Genomic DNA, 17,555 nt, shown 5'->3' with positions numbered 1-17,555 from the left:
GCTCTGCGCCACCTGCTCCCCCACCACCGGCACCCCCGCAGCGACCCGCGCCGCCGCCGCGTGCCCGGCGCAAAACCGGACGCCTCCGCCGCTTCCTTCGGGTGGCGCTGGTCTGTGTGCTGCTGGCAGGCGTCGCGCTGGTCGGCGCGGCGTTCTGGGTGGATTCGACGATGACGCGCGTCACTGCGCTCACCGACTACCCCGACCGACCGGCCCAGGGCGCCGGCACCACCTGGCTGATCGTCGGCTCCGACAGCCGCATCGGACTGACCCCGGAGCAACAGGCCCAGTTGGCCACCGGCGGCGAGGTCGGCGAAGGACGCACCGACACCATCCTCGTGGTGCACCTGCCGGCCCTGTTCTCCGATTCGACGGCCACCATGGTGTCCATTCCCCGCGACTCCTATGTGGAGATCCCGGGCTACGGCAGCGACAAGATCAACGCCGCCTTCGCCGTCGGCGGGCCTCAACTGTTGGCGCAGACCGTGGAGCAGGCGACCGGCCTGCGCATCGACCATTACGCCGAGGTCGGCTTCGGGGGTTTCGCCGGACTGGTCGACGCGGTGGGGGGCGTCGAGATGTGCCTCAGTGATCCGATCACCGACCCGCTGGCCGGGATCGACCTCCCCGCCGGCTGCCAGCAGCTGGACGGCCAACAGGCCCTGGGGTTCGTCCGCAGCCGCGCCACGCCCCGCGCCGACCTCGACCGCATGGTGCATCAACGTCTGTTCATGGCCGCACTGATCCACCGGGCGGCCAGCCCCGCGGTGTTGCTCAATCCGCTGCGCTGGTACCCGCTGGCCAGCGCTGCCGGAGCCACCCTCAGTGTCGGCGACGGCGACCACGTCTGGGATCTGGCCCGCCTGGCGTGGGCCCTGCAGGGCGACCCGACGACGGTCACGGTTCCGATCGGCGAGTTCACCGAGAACGGCTCGGGGTCGATCGTGGTCTGGGACAGCGACGCCGCGCAGCGGCTGTTCGGCGCGCTCGCCTCGGACTCCTCGGTGCCCGCCGACATTCTGCAATCGGGCACGCCCTGAATTCAGCAAACCCCTTGCCGTATTGTGCCCATCGTCACGCTGGCGACCCTAACTTAGGAAACGCTCTCCTGCATTAGGCCTACCTCAGTCAAAAACAGCATCTGAGCTGCGATAGTCTGCGCGCATGACGAACCTCGCAGTCGACCGCGCACTGGATTCGAAGTTCCACCACCTCCTGCAGGACCAGATCGGCAGCGAACTCGGCGCGTCCAACCAGTACCTCGCGATCGCCGTCTACTTCGACGGCGAGGACCTGCCACAGCTGGCCGCGTTGTTCTATCGCCAGTCGGTCGAGGAACGCAATCACGCGATGATGCTCGTGCAGTACCTGCTCGACCGCGACCTGCCGGCCGAGATCCCCGCCCTCGAGCCGGTTCAGAACGCCTTCGCCGCGCCGCGGGAGGCCCTCGCGTTGGCGCTCACACTCGAACGCGCGGTCACCGACCAGATCAGCCGCCTCGCGGCCACGGCCCGCGACGAGGGCGATTACCTCGGCGAACAGTTCATGCAGTGGTTCCTCAAGGAACAGGTGGAAGAGGTGGCGCTGATGACGACCCTGCTGCGGATCGCCGAACGGGCCGGGACCGATCTGTTCCATCTCGAGGACTTCGTGGCGCGCGAGGTGTCGGCACCGGCCTCAGATCCCGCCGCACCGCGAGCAGCCGGCGGCGCGCTCTAATCGCGGCCCGCCCCCGTCAGTCCGTTCTGCAGCCACGTCTTGGTGCGGCCCGGGTGGTTCGTGGCCACCCACGCCACCCCGAGATCCCGGCAGTACTGCACGTCCTCGTAATGGTCGACGGTCCAGCAGTACAGCGCGCGCCCCTGCGCTGCGGCGCGATCGACCAGTTCGGGATGCTCACGCAGCGTCGCGATCGACGGTCCGACGGCGGTGGCGCCGACCGTCGTCGCTGCGCTGCCACCCAGGTAGCGGGAGGTGTCGCCGAGCAGCACCGTCGGCAGTAGCGGCGCCGCCCGGCGGATCCGCCACACCGCCGCGGCAGAAAACGACATGACCACCGCACGCGACAGATCCGCCGAGGCGGGTGAGGCGATGCCGTAACGATGCAGCAGGGCCAGCACCTTGCTCTCGACCAGCGCGCCGTAGCGGACGGGGTGCTTGGTCTCGATGAACATCTTCACGGGACGGTTCCAGTCCAGCACCAACGAGACCAGGTCGTCGAGGGTGAGCAGGCCGGTGTCCCCGTGGCTGCCGTCCGCACGCCAACTCGGGTGCCACGACCCGTACTCCAGGTTCCGCAGTTCGGCCAGCGTCATCTCGCTGACCAGCCCGCTCCCGGTCGAGGTCCGGTCCAGGCGACGGTCGTGGACGCACACCAGGTGCCCGTCCCTGGTCAGCCGGACATCACACTCGACGCCGTCGGCCCCTTCGGCAAGGGCGCGCTCGTACGCCGCGCGCGTGTGTTCGGGGCGATCCGCTGACGCGCCGCGGTGCGCCACCACGAACGGATGGTTGCCGACCGTCGGGCCCGGGCTCATACCGCTATGCTGCCGGGTCTTGCCCTTCGGGCTCAACCGCACGCGCGGAACGGGAGTCTTTCGGGTTCGGCGGCTCGGCGGCCACCATGACCCACCGGTGGGCGGGTTTCTCCACCGGCTGGCGTTCGAAACCGAGGAAGACCTGCAGCGCCAGCAGCACCGCCGCCATGCCGAACAGATAGGCGACGATGGTCGCCATCGTGTTGTCGGCGATTCCCTGGGCGTCGGTGGTGAACGCGGTCGCCGTCGAGAAGGCCGAGACTCCCGTGGCAACCAACCAGGCCAGCCACCACACCACGATCGGCCGGCGAAGCCACCGCTGTCTGGCTTCCACGTCGGCCAGCTCGATGACGAAGGTCGGCGCCCAGGCCAGGTTGAGCACCGGGATCAGACAGCCGGCCCGCAACGCCCACGTCGGTCGTGGGTCCTGCTGACCGCGGTGCGCGTAGGCGGCGGCCCGCCGGGCGATGAGCCAATTGGTCAACACCACCGCGCTCGCCACGACCAGGAAGGCGGCCAGGACACTCACGACGATCCCGCCCCACGTCGCCGCCCCGGCCACCCAGGGATTCAACAGGACACTGCGGTTGATGATGAGCAGCACGTAGCGCACCAGGTGCACGAATGCCGCAGCGCCCAGCACCGCAACGGTCGCGAGCAGAACCTTGCGCACCGCGGCCGCAGAGGGACCCGAGCGCGCCACCTGCTTCTCTTCGGGGGTGTCGAAATGCTCGACCAGGCCCCAGCGCGGAATGCTCAGATACCGCGGGGTCGGGCCCAGGTCGCGTCGCCGGCCGCGGGGCGGCGGCGGAGCGCCGGGACGTACCGCCACCCAGCGGTAGCCGGCGGGCAGTAGCGGGCCGGTGCGGCGCGGGCCCTGCTGCGAGGACCCGGCCTGCGCGGGCGGGCCCCACTGCGACGGGGGTGCGGCGCCCGACGGCGCAAGCAACGTGCCGTGGCAGCGGGGACACCACACCCGCTGCTTGTCACGGACGTTCCACCGCGTCCCGCACTGGGAGCAGACCTGGATCACCGGACCAGCCTAATGGCGGCCCCGCCGGGCGTCAGAAATCACGTGGGCCGAAAAGGTCCGGTGACGGGTCGCGCGTCACACACTTCCGGCGTTCCCGTCGCCGGTGACCACCGGACGTCCCGCCTCGACCCAGCTGAGCATGCCACCGGAGACGTTGACCGGTTCGAAGCCGTTACGGGCCAGGTACTGAGCGACGCGCTGCGAACGGCCGCCCGCATGGCACACCACGAACAACTGGGCTTCGGTGTCGATCTCGGCCATGCGGGCCGGAACCTCACCCATCGGGATGTGCTGCGCGCCGGGCGCGTGCCCACGCTGCCACTCGTCGTCTTCGCGCACATCGAGGAGCACCACGGTGTCGTCGAACGTCGTGGGCACATCACCGATAGCTGCCTGGGGCACCGTTGCGTCGTCCATACCTCTCATGCTGACACGGGTCGAGTAGCCCGAACGATGGACCTCACCGGCGCGTCGACCGGGGGCAGCAATGTGCACGCTATCCACAGTTTCCACAGATTCATCCACAGGCCGAGTTCCCGGCCTCACCCGCTGTGAGCCGCCCAGTCGGGGCGGCGGCGACAGTTTTCTGTGGACAAGTCCGGCCCGCGAGGCGCATGTGATCAACAGGGCTGGGCGAATGCGAGCGAAATCGCTCGCTACGCTAACTATTCGCTACGCTGGCGCTCAGCAGTCTGTGCCCGATTTCTCAGCAGCGAACAGCTGGGGTTATGATCGGCGTCACACGAGTCGCATGTGACAGATCTCACTGGGGGAGGTATTACAGCGTGCAGGTGAAGGACCTCTGATGGCGTCGTCGACCGGCTCCGGCCCCGCGTTCCGGCCATCCGAATGGCAATCGGCGTCGCGCGTCTACACCCGCAGTCAGCTGATGGCCTTCCTGCGTGCGGGCATCATCGCGCTGATCCTGCTCGGCGTCCTCGCGCTGATCGTCCTGTACTGACCCTGCTCCCTCAGTGTCGTCGCTCACCCGGTGCACGAGCCGTCCAGATCACCAGGTAGGACCCCGCTGCGGACACCCAGCCCAGTTCGTGTGAGTCGACCGCACCGCGCGCGTCGGGATTGTCGGACCGGAACTCGAAGATTGTCCTGCGGCCGTCGCCGTAGACCGCCGAGACCCGTTTGACCAGCCAGCGGGTGGACCGGCGAGGGTCGCGGAACAACCGCAGCTGCCCCACCTTCGGAGCGCCGAGGCGTACCGCCACCAATCCGTCGCCGGGCTGCAGAGCCGGGCGCATCGAGTCCTCGGCGACGACGAAACGGCGCAGCGGCCAGCCGGATCCCCTGGGACCCCACCCATGGTTTCGCCGCATGCCGTAAGGGTAAGTTAGGACCATGCTGCATCGACTTTTCGCCAACTCAGAACCCGCCCATGCCCACTGCGATCTGTACTGCGGCGTCTATGACCCCGCGCAGGCCAAGATCGAGGCGCTGTCATGCCTCAAAACGCTGCAGAAGTACCACGACTCGGATGACGACCACTTCAAGACGCGCGCCATCCTCATCAAGGAGCAGCGCGCTGAAGAGGTCAAGCACCACCTGATGGTGCTGTGGGCCGACTTCTTCACCAAGGATCACTTCGAGCAGTTCCCCAACCTGCACCAGCTGTTCTGGGACGGCGTGCACGGTGCCGGCGACGTCAAGAAGTCGCTGGACGTGGCTGTCGCCGAGAAGCTGCTCGCCACCATCGACGAGATCGCCGACATCTTCTGGCAGACGGAGAAGGCCAAGGGAATGGGCGTCTACCCGCCCGCCTGACCACGTATCCGTCCACTCGGGCATCAGGGACCCGGCGCAGTCTTCGGACTGGGCCGGGTCCGTTGTTTCCGGCGTGTTTGCGCCCCCTTCGGTCGGCGTTAGCAGTCGTGTCCTCTTGCGTGCCAGCCAGGACCTGCCGCATCCTGAGCTCATCGACCCACAGGCGTGTCGGGCGACAGCTCTGCGATGCCGGGAGGCGAGATGGATTTCGGGTCCGGGCGGGCGATCGAGATCGCCCCGTTTCATTCGCGCGGGTCTCTCAAGGGTTTCGTGGTGTCCGGGCGGTGGCCGGACTCGACCAAGGAGTGGGCGCAGCTCCTGATGGCCGCAGTGCGGGTTGCCTCCCTACCCGGGCTGCTCTCCACCACAACGATTTTCGGGGTGCGAGAAGAACTCCCCGAAGAACCCGAACCCGGCACCGTCGGGCTCGTCCTCGCCGAGGGCACCGTGGTCGGCGATGCCGCGGTGGGCCCGGGCCATTTCGCCCAGCGCCAGCCGCCGGCGTTGATGATGCTGCATCCGCCATCGGAGACGACCCCCTCGCTGCCGGAGTGCAACGGCGCCGCCTCGGGGTGCGTGCTGCTGCCGGGGCTGCCTCATCTGGGTCTGGAGCACCGTGCGGCGTGGGTGGAGGCCGAGTCGGACGGCACGGTCACTTCCATGGTCAGCCGCGTCGGCGTCGACCCCATCAGCCACCCCGACACCGCCATCCTCGCGATGCTGCTCGCCGCCTGAGGGCGCACGGCACCCCGGTTCCCGGGTGCGTCGTCGTGTCCTCGTTCGTCCTCCCCCGTACTCCCGGGACAGCACGATTGTGGCCGCCGACGGCGTCGCCACCGGCGATGCCACTGGCTACTGACAGTTTCCGCACCTGCGCGACATCTCCGTGCGCCCACAGTTACGCCTGCGACATGGCGTGAAGCCACGGTGCCGGGAGCCCGATCAGGCGATGTAGAACAAATGACCAGCAAACTTTACGCTTCGTGTGAGTCCGATCCGTGACCGTTGCCGGCGGAAACAGCGGGGCCCACGTCGAGGACGAGTGTGAAATTGGCGGGCGACTAATAGCTACGCTCCCGTTAGTATTTGCTTAACAGCACTGTAGACACGCGGTGCGAAGTGCACGCGGCGGCACCGCTCGGGGAGGCCGGAACGGAGTCGCGGTGCGAGCCCGGTTATCTTTTGCCTGGTTTGCACTTGGTTGTGCAGACAACTGTCGCTACGATGATCAGCAAATACGCCGCCCCGATGTACCGCTCGTCTTTCTGTGGAGGTCACACCCATGAGCAACACGTTCGCCGCTCGCCTCAATCGGCTGTTCGACACCGTCTACCCGCCCGGACGTGGCCCGCACACCTCTGCCGAGGTGATCGCAGCGCTCAAGGCCGAGGGCGTCACCATGTCTGCGCCCTACCTGTCGCAGCTGCGTTCCGGCAACCGAACCAACCCGTCTGCGACGACGATGACGGCGCTTGCCAACTTCTTCCGGATCAAGCCCGCCTACTTCACTGACGACGAGTACTACGAGAAGCTCGACAAGGAGCTCACGCTGCTCGCCGGGATGCGGGACGAAGGGGTTCGCCGAATCGCGGCCCGCACGGTCGGGTTGTCCGCCGAAGCCAAGCAGGACATCGTGCAAAAGGTCGACGAACTGCGTCGCCGGGAGAACCTCACCGATTAGCCTGTCGGCGGTGCCGAGGGAGTTATCGGCGAACCGCGGCTCACTGCGGTGCCGACTGCCGTTCGGAACCTCCTTCTCCGCGGGCGCACTGCCGGTACTGGTCGGCGATCTCGAGGATCCACTCCCGGTCGGAGTACGAAGGCGGCTGGCGTAACCACGCGAGACCCGGAAACGCCGCACGCCCGGCGTCCGTCTCGCCGTCGCGACCCGCGCAGATCCAGGAAGCGACCGCCGCGGCCTGCTCGCCCGGTGACAGGTGCGGGGAATCCTCGGAGTCGTCGGGGCCACCGTTGTCGTCACGAGGTTCGCTGTCGTCGCGAGGTTCGTCGGGGTCGGCCGCCGAGCCCACGCTGTCGACCCGGCGCAACGCGCTTCGCGCAGCCGTGGCCTCCAGGAACAGCGCGTCAGAGATCAGCGACATCCGCTCGGCGACCCGGAACACCAGCGGACCGCGGGGCCGTACCCCGATTCCGACGTCGGGATGGCGGCGGCCCAGTTCGTCGAGCAACGGCCCGATGACACGCAACTCCCGGCGAGCCCCGAACCAGTCCTCCAGGCTGGGCAACAGCGAGCCCGCGGCGACCACCAGCATCGCGCAGCCCAGCAGGGTGGCCGCCGCACCGACGCCGACCAGGCCGGTGGTGCCGACCGCGCGCAGGACGAAGAACGCCAGGGCCAGCGCGATCAGCACTATTCCGACAGTGAAGACGAACAGGGCGCGACCGCGCCGGGTGCGGTTGGAATGCCGCAGCCCGGCCCACACCACCAGGCTCAAGGCGAGCAGGACATACAGCAGCGGCAACAACCACGGCAGGGCGGTGCCGTCCGAGCCGAGGTTCCGTCGCAGGTATTCCTGCGGCGCCATCTCGGGTTGGCGGCCCGCGGCGAAGAACACCGCCAAACTGACCACGGCGATGACCGCGGCCACGCCGTATTGGGCGAGCGCGATCTTGCGGATGGCGGCCGCACTGCGAACCGACGACACCGACGTGATCATCACGCAACTACCCGCGGCACAGCCGATCAACGCGACCTGACTCAGGCCGACGGAGATGTTGGGCCAGCGCAGCACGGTGTCGATCAGCAGCGTCAGTGGCGGCCAGTTCAGGGCCGCGACGGCGCCGAGGCTGCCCAGCGCAACGATCATCGCCGTACTCACCAGCGACTGCTTGTTGACCAGCGCCCAGCCGATACGCAGGCCGGTGGCCAGTCCGAGCAGACCGGCGATCACCCAGATGATCAACCAAACGCCTCTCCGAGGCGCACCTGGACGATCGAAGACCGGTCCGACGGCAGTCGGCCCAGCCGATAGATCAGCAGCGCGGCGAAGTCCTCGGCCTCCTGCTCGGCGTCCTCGCCACTGGGCCCCATACAGCCGGTGCGCTGGTTGAGCATGTACCCGATCAGGTCCGACGTCGCAAGCTCGGTGCTCTCCTGCGCCGCCTGGGTGATCGAGATCCCCTCATGCCCGAGCACCAGGTGCCCCAGTTCGTGGGCGAGGGTGCGGTCCCAGGCGGGTAGTCCGCGCTGGATCAGGAAGACGTCGTGATCGCTGTACTGGCGCCACTGGCCACAGACGCCGGGCGGCAGATCGGCGTGTGCGATGTCGATCGTGCGGCCGCGGCTGTCGCTGACGGCCTCCACGAGTCGCGTCAGCGAGACCTCACCATGGCGCGGCGCCAGTGCGAGGACGTCATTGACCGCGCGGGTCACCACACGACTCGCTGGCATGCGTTCCCCTCTCCCTCGTCGGCCCTGCTCCGTTCAGCGGCCCGGCTGGTTCATGAACCGTGCCACCCCACTGGGCCGCACCACGTGCCCCGCCTTGGCCTGCCGGTACCCTACTAATCCTCCCGCCCCGGTGAGTACGAGAAGGCCCGCCAGACCCGGCAGTGCCAGCGCCGCGATCTGCGAAACACCGGCGGTGCGCAGGTACTCCGCATATCCCACGCGATAGGACGTCGCCGGCATCGTGACGTTGCTGCCCGCCGAGGCCGGCAGAGGTTGCCGGGCGCGGGGTGGCGCAGCGGTCGCCTGCCGCGGCGCCGCGGGCAGCCCCGCGACGCCGCCACCGGCGCCTGCACCGGCGGCCGCTGGTCCCGCCACCGGCGCGGGTCCCGCAGCGACGGGCGCTGGAACGATCAGTGGCATGTTCACCGGCGCTCCGGCCGCCGGGATCCCCACCCCGGGCACCACATCCAACACATCCGGGTCAGGCGGTTCCTGGATCGGCGGCACCACTTCGGGCGGTTGTGCGCCACCCAGAGGCGGCCGCACCACCGGCGGGCTCATCGGAGCGCCCCCGCCGTAACTTCCGTCCGAGCCGGTCGAGTCTTCGACGGGTTCCTCGGGGTCGGGCTGCGGCCACGGCCACGGCCAGCCGCCGTGTCCGCAGTCGTCGTCGTCAGCGCAGCAGGGCGGGCGGGGGCCGGCGTCCTCGTCCTCCTTGCCGATCGAGCCTTCCTTGTCGATCGAGCCTTCCTTGTCGATCGGGCCCGCCTCACCCTCGTCGGCCTCGGCCTCCACGTCCGGCGCATCCGCGGCGTCCTGCCCATCGGGATCGTCGAAGGCGACCGGGTCGTTCTCGTCGTCCGGCCCGGTCTGGACGTCCGGGTCGGTCTGGTCGTCCCCGTCGGCGCGAACGTCGCGGTCCCCCGAGTCGGCGCCGCCGCTGTCGTTCGCGCGGCCACCGTCCGTCGGCGAGGCGGCGCCCCGATTCCCGGACTCCTCGCCGGCCGACGAGCCCGGGTCGGCCGAGGCGGTCGCCGCCGCGGGTACACCCACGAGCAGCCCAGAGGCCACCAGGCAGGCTGCCGCCGCGACGCGCGTACGCGAACCCACCTCGTCACCACCCCTTGAGGCATGACGCCCCGTCCGACCCGATGATGTGTCGATTCTCGCACAATCGCCTCAGCCGGTTTGCTGAGAACGGCATTCCGTCCGGGGGTCGGGGCGCGGACACGCCCGGCTGCGCTGACCGCTAGGGTTGGTCGTTGTCACCGTCGGTTCGGTGGCGACGACGTGCCGATGACATGACGGGAGGCCGCTGGGATGGGTCTGTTCACGCGACGTAAATCCCGCGCCACCCGAAGGGCGGAAGCCCGGGCGATCAAGGCCAAGGCCAAGCTCGAAGCCAGACTGTCGGCGAAGAACGACGTCCGCCGCTTCAAGGCCGAGCAGAAGGCGCAGGCGCGCGCCCTCAAGGCTCAGCTCCGCGCCCAGCGCGAGAGCGACCGCGCTGCGCTCAAGGTTGCCGAGACCGAGCTCAAAGCGGTGCGGGAGGGCAAACTGCTCTCACCGACGAAAATTCGCCGAGCGCTGACCGTCTCACGTTTGCTGGCGCCGATCCTGGTTCCGCTCGCCTACCGGGCATCCATCGCGGCGCGAGGCCTGATCGACGAACGCCGCGCCGACCGACTGGGAGTGCCGCTCACCCAGCTCGGGCAGTTCTCCGGTCACGGCGCGCAGCTGTCGGCCCGAATCGCCGGCGCCGAACAGTCGCTGCGAACCCTGACGGAGAAGAAGCCCAAGGACGCCGAGACCAAGCAGTTCGTCGCGGCGATCACCGAACGCCTCAACGATCTGGCGGCCGCGGTGACCGCGGCCGAGCGCATGCCGACCGCCCGGCGTCGCGCCGCGCACGCCTCGATCACCGAACAGCTCGACGGCATCGACGCCGACCTGATGGCCCGCCTGGGTGTGGGCTGAGGGCCGGTGACCCGCCTGCTCGGACTGGCGGCCGTCGCGACTCTCGCGTTCGGCCTGTCTGCCATCGCGGTGACCTCGGCCGGCCCTGCGTGGTCGCACGCCACGCTGGTCTCCAGCAGTCCCGCCGACGGTGAGCAGGTCTCGGTGCCGCCGTCGAGGGTGAGCGCGACGTTCAACGAGCCGATGCAGACCCAGTTCGCGGCCATGACGCTCATCGGCCCCGACGGCCTCCAGTACGGCGCCGGTGAGCCCACCGTCGAGGACACCGTGATCAGTGTCGCGGTGCGCCCCGGGGGACCCGCGGGTGACTACACCGCGAACTACCGGGCGACGTCCGCCGACGGGCATGTCGTGTCGGGATCCTGGACCTTCCGGGTGATGGCCGCGGCGCCGACCACGGACGATCCCGCACCCACCGCGACCGCCGCACCCACCGACGCCGCCGTACCCACCGACACCTCCGGGGACGGCGGAACCCCGGTGTGGCCGTTCGTCGCGATCGCGACGGCGGTCGTGGCCGCCGGCGCACTCTGGGCGGTCCGGCGCCAGTCGTAACCCCGGCGCTGGCATGATGGGGTCCACTGCCGCGTGCCTACACACTCGAAGGAGCAGCGACATGGCAGATCAGCCGGATCGGCCCGACGACACCCCGGACGCCGTGCCGCCAGTTCAGCCACCCGCCGCCGAGAAGGCCGATCCGGCGAAGAAGACGCCGGCCAAGAAGGCTCCGGCGAAGAAAGCCGCCGCGAAGAAGACGCCGGCCAAGAAGACCCCCGCCAAGAAAGCACCGGCGAAGAAAGCCGCGGCCAAGAAGACCGCACCGGCCGACAAGGCGCCGTCCGCGCCGGCGATCGCGAAGACCAACGGCGATCTCGCCTCGGCCGCCAAAGCGGCCGCCGCGCAAGCCAAGTCGACCGTGGCCAGCGCCTCCGACGCCGTGTCCAACCCGCCGGCGCCCCAGCCCGATCGTGATGATTCGCCGATGAAGCCGATCGCGGCGGCGTTGATCACCGGCCTGTTGGCGGTGGTGGTGGTGCTGTGGGTGGCGCGGCGCGGCGGAGATGACTGAAATACTGTCGCGGTGACATCGACACCGCGCCCGCAACCGCGTCCCACCGCCGACCTCGTCGACGACATCGGCCCGGATGTGCGCAGCTGTGACCTGCAGATGTTCCAGTACGGCGGCCGCCCGCAATTCGCCGGGCCGATCACCACGGTGCGCTGTTTCGAGGACAACGCTCTGCTCAAGTCGGTGCTGTCGGAGCCCGGGGACGGCGGGGTGCTGGTCATCGACGGCGACGGCTCGTTGCACACCGCGCTGGTCGGCGACGTGATCGCCGACCTCGGCCGCTCCAACGGGTGGTCGGGTCTGATCATCAACGGGGCGGTCCGGGATGCCTCGACGCTGCGCACCCTCGACATCGGCATCAAGGCGCTGGGCACCAATCCCCGCAAGAGCACCAAAACCGGTGCGGGCGTGCGTGACGAGGCCGTCGAGTTCGGCGGGGTCGTCTTCGCTCCCGGCGATGTCGCCTACAGCGACGACGACGGGATCGTGGTGGTGGCGCCGGACTGAGCCGACGCCACCGGATCGATCACGCAGACGTCGAGTTCACCGGGGCGCGATGCCGGGAGAAGGCCAGCGCCTCGTCGTCGACCTTGCCGCGCCGGATCAGCTGCAGATCGAGCAGGTAGTTCTGCTTGAGCCGCCACGGTGCCCGGGAGCCGGACTTGGGCAGGTAGTCCAGCGCGCGCAGCACGTAGCCCGGCGTGAAGTCCATCAGCGGGCGCTCGTCGACGCTGTTGCCGGGGTGGGTGGGTTCGACGGTGTCGTATCCGTGGTCGTCCATGTAGTTGATGACGCGGCAGAAGAACTCCGACACCAGGTCGGCCTTGAGGGTCCACGACGCGTTGGTGTAGCCGATGGTGAACGCCATGTTCGGCATCCCGGTCAGCATCATGCCCTTGTAGGCCATCGTGTCGTTCAGTTCGATGGGCTCGCCGTTGCGCGAGATGGTCGCGCCGCCGAACAGCTGCAGATTCAGGCCGGTAGCGGTGACGATGATGTCGGCGTCGATGTGCTCGCCCGAGTTCAGCTGGATGCCGGTCGCGGTGAAGCGCTCGATGGTGTCGGTGACGACGTCGGCCTTGCCGGAGCGGATCGTCTTGAACAGGTCGCCGTTGGGCGCCAGGCACAGCCGCTCGTCCCACGGGTTGTAGCTGGGACCGAAGTGCTTGTCGACGTCGTAGCCCTCGGGCAGGCGCCGCTGCGCCATCGTCATCAGCGTCTTGCGCATGAAGTTCGGGAACCGGCGCGCAAGCTGATACTGGGCGGACTGGAACACGATGCTCTTCCACCGGTTGACGACGTAGGCCGCCTTGGTGGGCAGGGTCTTGTTCATCCGCACCGTGAACGGGTCGACGTCCGGCAGCGCGCCGATGTAGGTGGGTGAGCGCTGCAGCATGGTGACGTGTCCCGCGCCGGAATCGGCCAGAGCCGGGATGAGCGTGACGGCGGTGGCGCCGCTGCCGATCACCACGACCCGCTTGCCGCGGTAGTCGAGGTCCTCGGGCCAGTGCTGCGGATGCACGATCGTGCCCGCGAAGTCGTCGGATCCGGCGAACTCCGGTGAGTAGCCCTGCTCGTAGTTGTAGTAGCCGCTGCAGGCCATCAGGTAGGCGCAGGAGATCTCGATCTGCTCGCCGTCGCGGTCCACCCGCACCGTCCACCGACCCTCGGCGTCGCTCCAGTCGGCGGACAGCACGTTCTGGCGGTACCGGATGTGCTTGTCGATGCCGTACTCGGCGACCGTCTCCTCGAGGTAGGCCATGATCGACGGTCCGTCGGCGATGGCTTTCTCCGAGGTCCACGGCTTGAAGCGGAAGCCGAGGGTGAACATGTCGGAGTCCGACCGGATACCGGGGTATTTGAACAGATCCCAGGTTCCGCCCAGATTCTCCCTGCGTTCGAGGATCACGTAGCTCTTGTCGGGGCAACGGTCCTGCAGATGCCAGGCGGCGCTGATACCGGAGATCCCGGCTCCGACGATGACGACGTCGACAAATTCGGTCATGGCGTCAAGCTATCAACAGGGTGTCGACCCGGTCAACACCCTGTTGATTATCTCGACACCGTGTAAAGTCTCGCTCGTGACCGTCAGCCCGAGCCGCCCCGCGCGCGCCCGCCGTGCCGCGCGCCCGTCCGGCGACGACCGCGAACTCGCCATCCTGGAGACCGCCGAACGTCTGCTCGAAGACCGGTCGCTGGCCGAGATCTCCGTCGACGACCTGGCCAGAGGTGCGGGTATCTCCCGACCGACCTTCTACTTCTACTTTCCGTCCAAGGACGCGGTGCTGCTGACACTGCTCGAACGGGTGATCGCCGAGGCCGACGCCGCGCTGGAGCGGCTGATCGCCGAGCGACCGGCCGACCGGCGGGCAATCTGGCGCCACGGCATCGCGGCGTTCTTCCAGACGTTCGGCGCCCACCGCGCGGTGTGCGCGGCGACCGTGGCCGTGAAATCGGCGCATTCCGAGGCCCGCGAGCTGTGGGCGACGTCGATGCAGCGCTGGATCGACCACATCGCCGCGGTCATCGAGGCCGAACGCGCCGCCGGCGCGGCGCCGGTGACCGTGCCCGCCGTGGAGCTGTCGACCGCGTTGAACCTGATGAACGAGTCGGTGATGACGGCGACTTTCGCCGGGCACCAGCCGGCCATCGCCGATCACCGTGTCCTGGACAACCTGGTGCACATCTGGACGACGAGCATCTACGGCCAGGCCGGCTGACCTGTCGGTGGCCGATGCGAACATGTGTTCGTGTCGACTTCCGGCTCGGCCACCATCCTGCACGCTGACCTCGACTCCTTCTATGCGTCGGTGGAGCAGCGCGATGACCCGTCGCTGCGCGGGCGGCCGGTGATCGTCGGCGGCGGTGTGGTGCTGGCCGCCAGCTACGAGGCCAAGGCCTACGGCGTGCGCACCGCGATGGGTGGCGGCCAGGCCCGCGCTCTGTGCCCCCACGCGATCGTCGTCCCGCCGCGGATGTCGGCGTACTCGCAGGCCAGTGCCGCGGTCTTCGAGGTGTTCCACGACACCAGCCCGATCGTGGAGGCGCTGTCCGTCGACGAGGCATTCCTCGACGTGTCGGGGTTGCGACGCGTCTCCGGCACCCCGGTGCAGATCGGGGCGCGGCTGCGCGAGCGGGTGCGCGAGGAGGTGGGCCTGCCGATCACCGTCGGTATCGCGCGCACCAAGTTCCTCGCCAAGGTCGCCAGCCAGGAGGCCAAACCCGACGGGCTGCTGATGGTGCCGCCGGACCGCGAACTCGCCTTCTTGCACCCGCTGCCGGTGCGCCGGCTCTGGGGCGTCGGCGCCAAGACGGCCGACAAACTCCGCACGCATGGGGTCGAGACCGTCTCCGACGTCGCCGAACTCAGCGAGACAGCGTTGACGGCACTGCTCGGTCCGGCGATGGGCAGGCAGCTGTTCGGGTTGTCCCGCAACATCGACCGGCGCCGCGTCGTCACCGGCCGCCGGCGGCGCTCGGTCGGGGCTCAGCGGGCCCTGGGAAGAGCCGGCAGCGCAATGTCACCCGAGCAGGTCGACGCGGTCGTGGTGAACCTCGTCGACCGGATCACCCGGCGGATGCGCGCGGCGGGGCGCTCGGGGCGAACGGTCGTGCTGCGGTTGCGGTTCGACGACTTCGGCCGCGCCACGCGGTCACGCACGTTGCCGAGGTCGACGGCATCTACCGACGTGATCCTCTCTGCGGCAAGGGATCTGGTCATCCAGGCGGCTCCGGTCGTCAGTGAGCGGGGCCTGACACTGATCGGCTTCGCGGTGTGCAACATCGACCGCGAGGGTGCGGAACAGCTGGAGCTGCCGTTCGAAAAAGGTTGTGACACGTACACGATCGACTCTGCGGTCGACCTGGTTCGCCAGCGCTACGGCAACGCGGCACTCACCCGCGGGGTGCTGCTCGGCCGCGACGCGGGATGGGAGATGCCGCACCTCCCGGATTGACACCTCAGCGCGCAGCCCACTCCAGTAACGCATCGGCCGGCCACGTGTTGACGATGCGCTCGGCCGGCAGTCCGGCATCGAGGGCCCGCTGGGCACCGTAGCCCAGGAAGTCCAACTGACCGGGTGCATGGGAATCGGTGTCGATGGCGAAGACACACCCGATGTCCATGGCCAGCGTCAACAGCCGGGTCGGCGGATCGCGGCGTTCGGGACGGGAGTTGATCTCCACCGCGGTGCCGTGGTCGCGGCACGCGGTGAAGACCTTTTCGGCGTCGAACTGCGACTCCGGGCGCATTCCACGACCTCCGGTCACGAGCCGTCCGGTGCAGTGTCCGAGCACGTCGGTGTGGGGATTGGCCACCGCCTTGAGCATGCGGCGCGTCATCGCCGCCGCGTCCATCGCCAACTTGGAGTGCACGCTGGCGACCACCACGTCGAGACGCTCGAGCAGCGCAGGCTCTTGGTCGAGCGAGCCGTCCTCGAGGATGTCGACCTCGATGCCGGTCAGGATCCGCATCGGCGCGACGAGCTCACGAACCTCGTCGATGACGTCGAGTTGCTCCCGCAGTCGCTCGGCGGACAGCCCGTTGGCGATTCGCAGGCGCGGCGAGTGGTCGGTCAGCGCACAGTATTCGTGCCCCAGGTCGCGCGCGGCGAGCATCATCTCCTCGATGGGCGCCGAGCCGTCCGACCAGTTGGAATGTACGTGGAGGTCGCCGCGCAGGGCCGCCCGCAGAGCGCCACCGCCGAGATCCTCGGCCGAGTCTTTGAGCTCGATCAACACGTCGGGTTCACGCCCCGACCACGCCTGCGCGATGACGGCGGCGGTCTTGGGCCCGATCTTCGGCAGGCTCTGCCAGCTGTTGGACGTTCCGTGCGTGGCGCGCTGCTCGTCGGTGAGCGCCTCGACGACATCGGCTGCGTTGCGGTAGGCCATCACGCGCCGGGGATCCTCGCGCGCACGGTCCTTGTAATAGGCGATCTGTCGCAGCGCGGTGACCGGATCCATGACCTCAGTGTGCCCCGGACCCGGTCCGCCGCGCGTCGATCAGTTGCCGCTGTCGCCGGGGGTGCCACCCAGCGCTGCGCCGCAGGCCGCCGGATAGGTGGCTTCCGCGGGCACACCGGTGGCGTTCATGACCTGAGCGATCTCCGATTCGCCGATCGGCGAATCCATGTTGTACTGCCCGTTGCCGTCCACGTCGACACCGTGCTCGACGACGGTCAGATCCGCCAGGTGCGCGATGGTGCCGTCAGGCAGTTGTTCGGCGGTCAGGGTCCGGTCGTAGACCACCTGTCCGGTGTCATCGGCGACCGGGAACCTGTCCAGAGCCAGCGCGCTGTTCGAGTCGGTGGCGCCCTCGGTGGTCAGCGAGATGAAGATCGGTCCGTACGCTGCGGATCCGTCCACTGCCGAGAGCAAGCCGTCACCGTTGCGGTCCTTGCTCAGATCCTCCGCGGGTCCCGGGCACACGAAGTCCCGCCCCTCGGCATTGCCGTGGATGTGCTGGGCATGGGGCTGGTTCGGAAGCATGCCGGACGCGTTGACCTGCACGCGCAGGCTGCCGTCCGGGTTGGGGGTCAGCGTGGCGGTGCCGGTCACGTCGGTTCCGTTGAGCGGAAGCAGCGGGATGACGGTGGGCACCGCAGGAGGTGGTGGCGGCTCCTGCGCCGTCGCGGTGCCGGCACCGGCCAGCGGGAGCGCCGCGGCCGCCGCCGCGGCGAAGATTGCCTTGGATCGCATTTCTGTCCTCCTCGTTCGGGTCGCTCCATCTCCAGATGGGTGCCATCAGGA

The 17,555-nt window shown here is 68.8% G+C and carries 22 protein-coding genes; 12 read left to right on the top strand and 10 right to left on the bottom strand.

Going from position 1 to position 17,555, the window contains the following annotated elements:
* Both J3476_RS23020 and J3476_RS23015 read left to right on the top strand, forming a co-directional pair.
* A partial coding sequence (locus J3476_RS23020; protein ID WP_286183583.1) for an LCP family protein occupies positions 1–1,040 on the top strand: 1,040 nt, incomplete at its 5' end.
* 124 nt (positions 1,041–1,164) lie between these two features.
* The gene (locus J3476_RS23015; RefSeq protein ID WP_207068648.1) at positions 1,165–1,719 is read left to right on the top strand and encodes a ferritin; all 555 of its coding nucleotides are present in this window, start codon (positions 1,165–1,167) and stop codon (positions 1,717–1,719) included.
* Here the strand turns inward: J3476_RS23015 and J3476_RS23010 are convergent.
* The 3 genes from J3476_RS23010 to J3476_RS23000 form a co-directional block, all read right to left on the bottom strand.
* Positions 1,716–2,537 (bottom strand): glycerophosphodiester phosphodiesterase, encoded by an 822-nt coding sequence (locus J3476_RS23010; RefSeq protein ID WP_207068647.1) that lies wholly within the window; start codon positions 2,535–2,537, stop codon positions 1,716–1,718. The two genes, J3476_RS23015 and J3476_RS23010, sit on opposite strands and share 4 nt — an antisense overlap.
* 4 nt (positions 2,538–2,541) lie before the next feature.
* Entirely contained in the window at positions 2,542–3,570 is a 1,029-nt protein-coding gene (locus J3476_RS23005; protein ID WP_207068646.1) for a DUF4328 domain-containing protein, read from the bottom strand.
* A gap of 75 nt (positions 3,571–3,645) precedes the next feature.
* Positions 3,646–3,987 (bottom strand): rhodanese-like domain-containing protein, encoded by a 342-nt coding sequence (locus tag J3476_RS23000; protein ID WP_207068645.1) that lies wholly within the window; start codon positions 3,985–3,987, stop codon positions 3,646–3,648.
* Between the two features lie 388 nt (positions 3,988–4,375).
* Between J3476_RS23000 and J3476_RS22995 the strand changes: the two genes are divergently transcribed.
* Positions 4,376–4,531 (top strand): hypothetical protein, encoded by a 156-nt coding sequence (locus J3476_RS22995; protein ID WP_170311186.1) that lies wholly within the window; start codon positions 4,376–4,378, stop codon positions 4,529–4,531.
* A 10-nt stretch (positions 4,532–4,541) separates the two neighbouring features.
* On the opposite strand, the gene J3476_RS22990 is transcribed toward J3476_RS22995, so the two are convergent.
* Positions 4,542–4,901 (bottom strand): S26 family signal peptidase, encoded by a 360-nt coding sequence (locus J3476_RS22990; RefSeq protein ID WP_221358908.1) that lies wholly within the window; start codon positions 4,899–4,901, stop codon positions 4,542–4,544.
* Between the two features lie 22 nt (positions 4,902–4,923).
* Here J3476_RS22990 and sodN point away from each other — a divergent pair, with 22 nt between their 5' ends.
* The 3 genes from sodN to J3476_RS22975 all read left to right on the top strand — a co-directional run bounded on the left by sodN (position 4,924) and on the right by J3476_RS22975 (position 7,027).
* Entirely contained in the window at positions 4,924–5,346 is a 423-nt protein-coding gene (sodN, locus tag J3476_RS22985; protein ID WP_207068644.1) for a superoxide dismutase, Ni, read from the top strand.
* A 201-nt stretch (positions 5,347–5,547) separates the two neighbouring features.
* Complete coding sequence (locus J3476_RS22980; protein ID WP_152519180.1) at positions 5,548–6,081, top strand: peptidase; 534 nt, start codon at positions 5,548–5,550, stop codon at positions 6,079–6,081.
* Positions 6,082–6,628: 547 nt separating this feature from the next.
* Complete coding sequence (locus J3476_RS22975) at positions 6,629–7,027, top strand: helix-turn-helix transcriptional regulator (protein ID WP_152519182.1); 399 nt, start codon at positions 6,629–6,631, stop codon at positions 7,025–7,027.
* Positions 7,028–7,067: 40 nt separating this feature from the next.
* Here J3476_RS22975 and J3476_RS22970 read toward each other — a convergent pair whose 3' ends face one another.
* Genes J3476_RS22970 through J3476_RS22960 form a run of 3 tightly spaced genes read right to left on the bottom strand, consistent with a single transcriptional unit; the run spans position 7,068 to position 9,868 of the window.
* Positions 7,068–8,270 (bottom strand): hypothetical protein, encoded by a 1,203-nt coding sequence (locus J3476_RS22970; protein ID WP_207068643.1) that lies wholly within the window; start codon positions 8,268–8,270, stop codon positions 7,068–7,070.
* Positions 8,267–8,758 carry an ImmA/IrrE family metallo-endopeptidase gene (locus J3476_RS22965; RefSeq protein WP_152519184.1) on the bottom strand — a complete coding sequence of 164 codons (492 nt, stop codon included), beginning with the start codon at positions 8,756–8,758 and terminating at the stop codon, positions 8,267–8,269. The genes J3476_RS22970 and J3476_RS22965 overlap by 4 nt, the downstream gene beginning before the upstream one ends.
* A gap of 33 nt (positions 8,759–8,791) precedes the next feature.
* The gene (locus tag J3476_RS22960) at positions 8,792–9,868 is read right to left on the bottom strand and encodes a hypothetical protein (protein WP_207068642.1); all 1,077 of its coding nucleotides are present in this window, start codon (positions 9,866–9,868) and stop codon (positions 8,792–8,794) included.
* Positions 9,869–10,078: 210 nt separating this feature from the next.
* Between J3476_RS22960 and J3476_RS22955 the strand changes: the two genes are divergently transcribed.
* From J3476_RS22955 to rraA, 4 genes are all read left to right on the top strand, one after another.
* Positions 10,079–10,735: a DUF6474 family protein gene (locus tag J3476_RS22955; protein WP_207068641.1), complete on the top strand. Its 657-nt coding sequence runs from the start codon at positions 10,079–10,081 to the stop codon at positions 10,733–10,735.
* A gap of 6 nt (positions 10,736–10,741) precedes the next feature.
* Positions 10,742–11,290, top strand: a complete 549-nt coding sequence (locus J3476_RS22950) for a copper resistance CopC family protein (RefSeq protein ID WP_207068640.1) — start codon at positions 10,742–10,744, stop codon at positions 11,288–11,290.
* 61 nt (positions 11,291–11,351) lie between these two features.
* Complete coding sequence (locus tag J3476_RS22945; RefSeq protein WP_207068639.1) at positions 11,352–11,804, top strand: hypothetical protein; 453 nt, start codon at positions 11,352–11,354, stop codon at positions 11,802–11,804.
* Between the two features lie 12 nt (positions 11,805–11,816).
* Positions 11,817–12,311, top strand: a complete 495-nt coding sequence (rraA, locus tag J3476_RS22940; RefSeq protein ID WP_207068638.1) for a ribonuclease E activity regulator RraA — start codon at positions 11,817–11,819, stop codon at positions 12,309–12,311.
* Positions 12,312–12,330: 19 nt separating this feature from the next.
* Here the strand turns inward: rraA and J3476_RS22935 are convergent, their stop codons facing one another.
* Positions 12,331–13,809, bottom strand: a complete 1,479-nt coding sequence (locus J3476_RS22935; RefSeq protein ID WP_207068637.1) for an NAD(P)/FAD-dependent oxidoreductase — start codon at positions 13,807–13,809, stop codon at positions 12,331–12,333.
* A gap of 76 nt (positions 13,810–13,885) precedes the next feature.
* Between J3476_RS22935 and J3476_RS22930 the strand changes: the two genes are divergently transcribed.
* Both J3476_RS22930 and dinB read left to right on the top strand, forming a co-directional pair.
* Positions 13,886–14,524, top strand: a complete 639-nt coding sequence (locus J3476_RS22930; protein WP_373889107.1) for a TetR/AcrR family transcriptional regulator — start codon at positions 13,886–13,888, stop codon at positions 14,522–14,524.
* A gap of 24 nt (positions 14,525–14,548) precedes the next feature.
* Positions 14,549–15,760: a DNA polymerase IV gene (gene dinB, locus J3476_RS22925; protein WP_207068635.1), complete on the top strand. Its 1,212-nt coding sequence runs from the start codon at positions 14,549–14,551 to the stop codon at positions 15,758–15,760.
* 4 nt (positions 15,761–15,764) lie between these two features.
* Here the strand turns inward: dinB and J3476_RS22920 are convergent, their stop codons facing one another.
* Positions 15,765–16,769 carry a PHP domain-containing protein gene (locus J3476_RS22920; RefSeq protein ID WP_207068634.1) on the bottom strand — a complete coding sequence of 335 codons (1,005 nt, stop codon included), beginning with the start codon at positions 16,767–16,769 and terminating at the stop codon, positions 15,765–15,767.
* Between the two features lie 39 nt (positions 16,770–16,808).
* Positions 16,809–17,504 carry a hypothetical protein gene (locus J3476_RS22915; RefSeq protein ID WP_207068633.1) on the bottom strand — a complete coding sequence of 232 codons (696 nt, stop codon included), beginning with the start codon at positions 17,502–17,504 and terminating at the stop codon, positions 16,809–16,811.
* Positions 17,505–17,555: the final 51 nt, after the last annotated feature.

The sequence above is a fragment of the Mycobacterium sp. PO1 genome, assembly GCF_017312405.1.
In the GTDB taxonomy this organism is placed as follows: Bacteria; Actinomycetota; Actinomycetes; order Mycobacteriales; family Mycobacteriaceae; genus Mycobacterium.
This window is presented reverse-complemented; position numbering and strand designations above follow the sequence as displayed.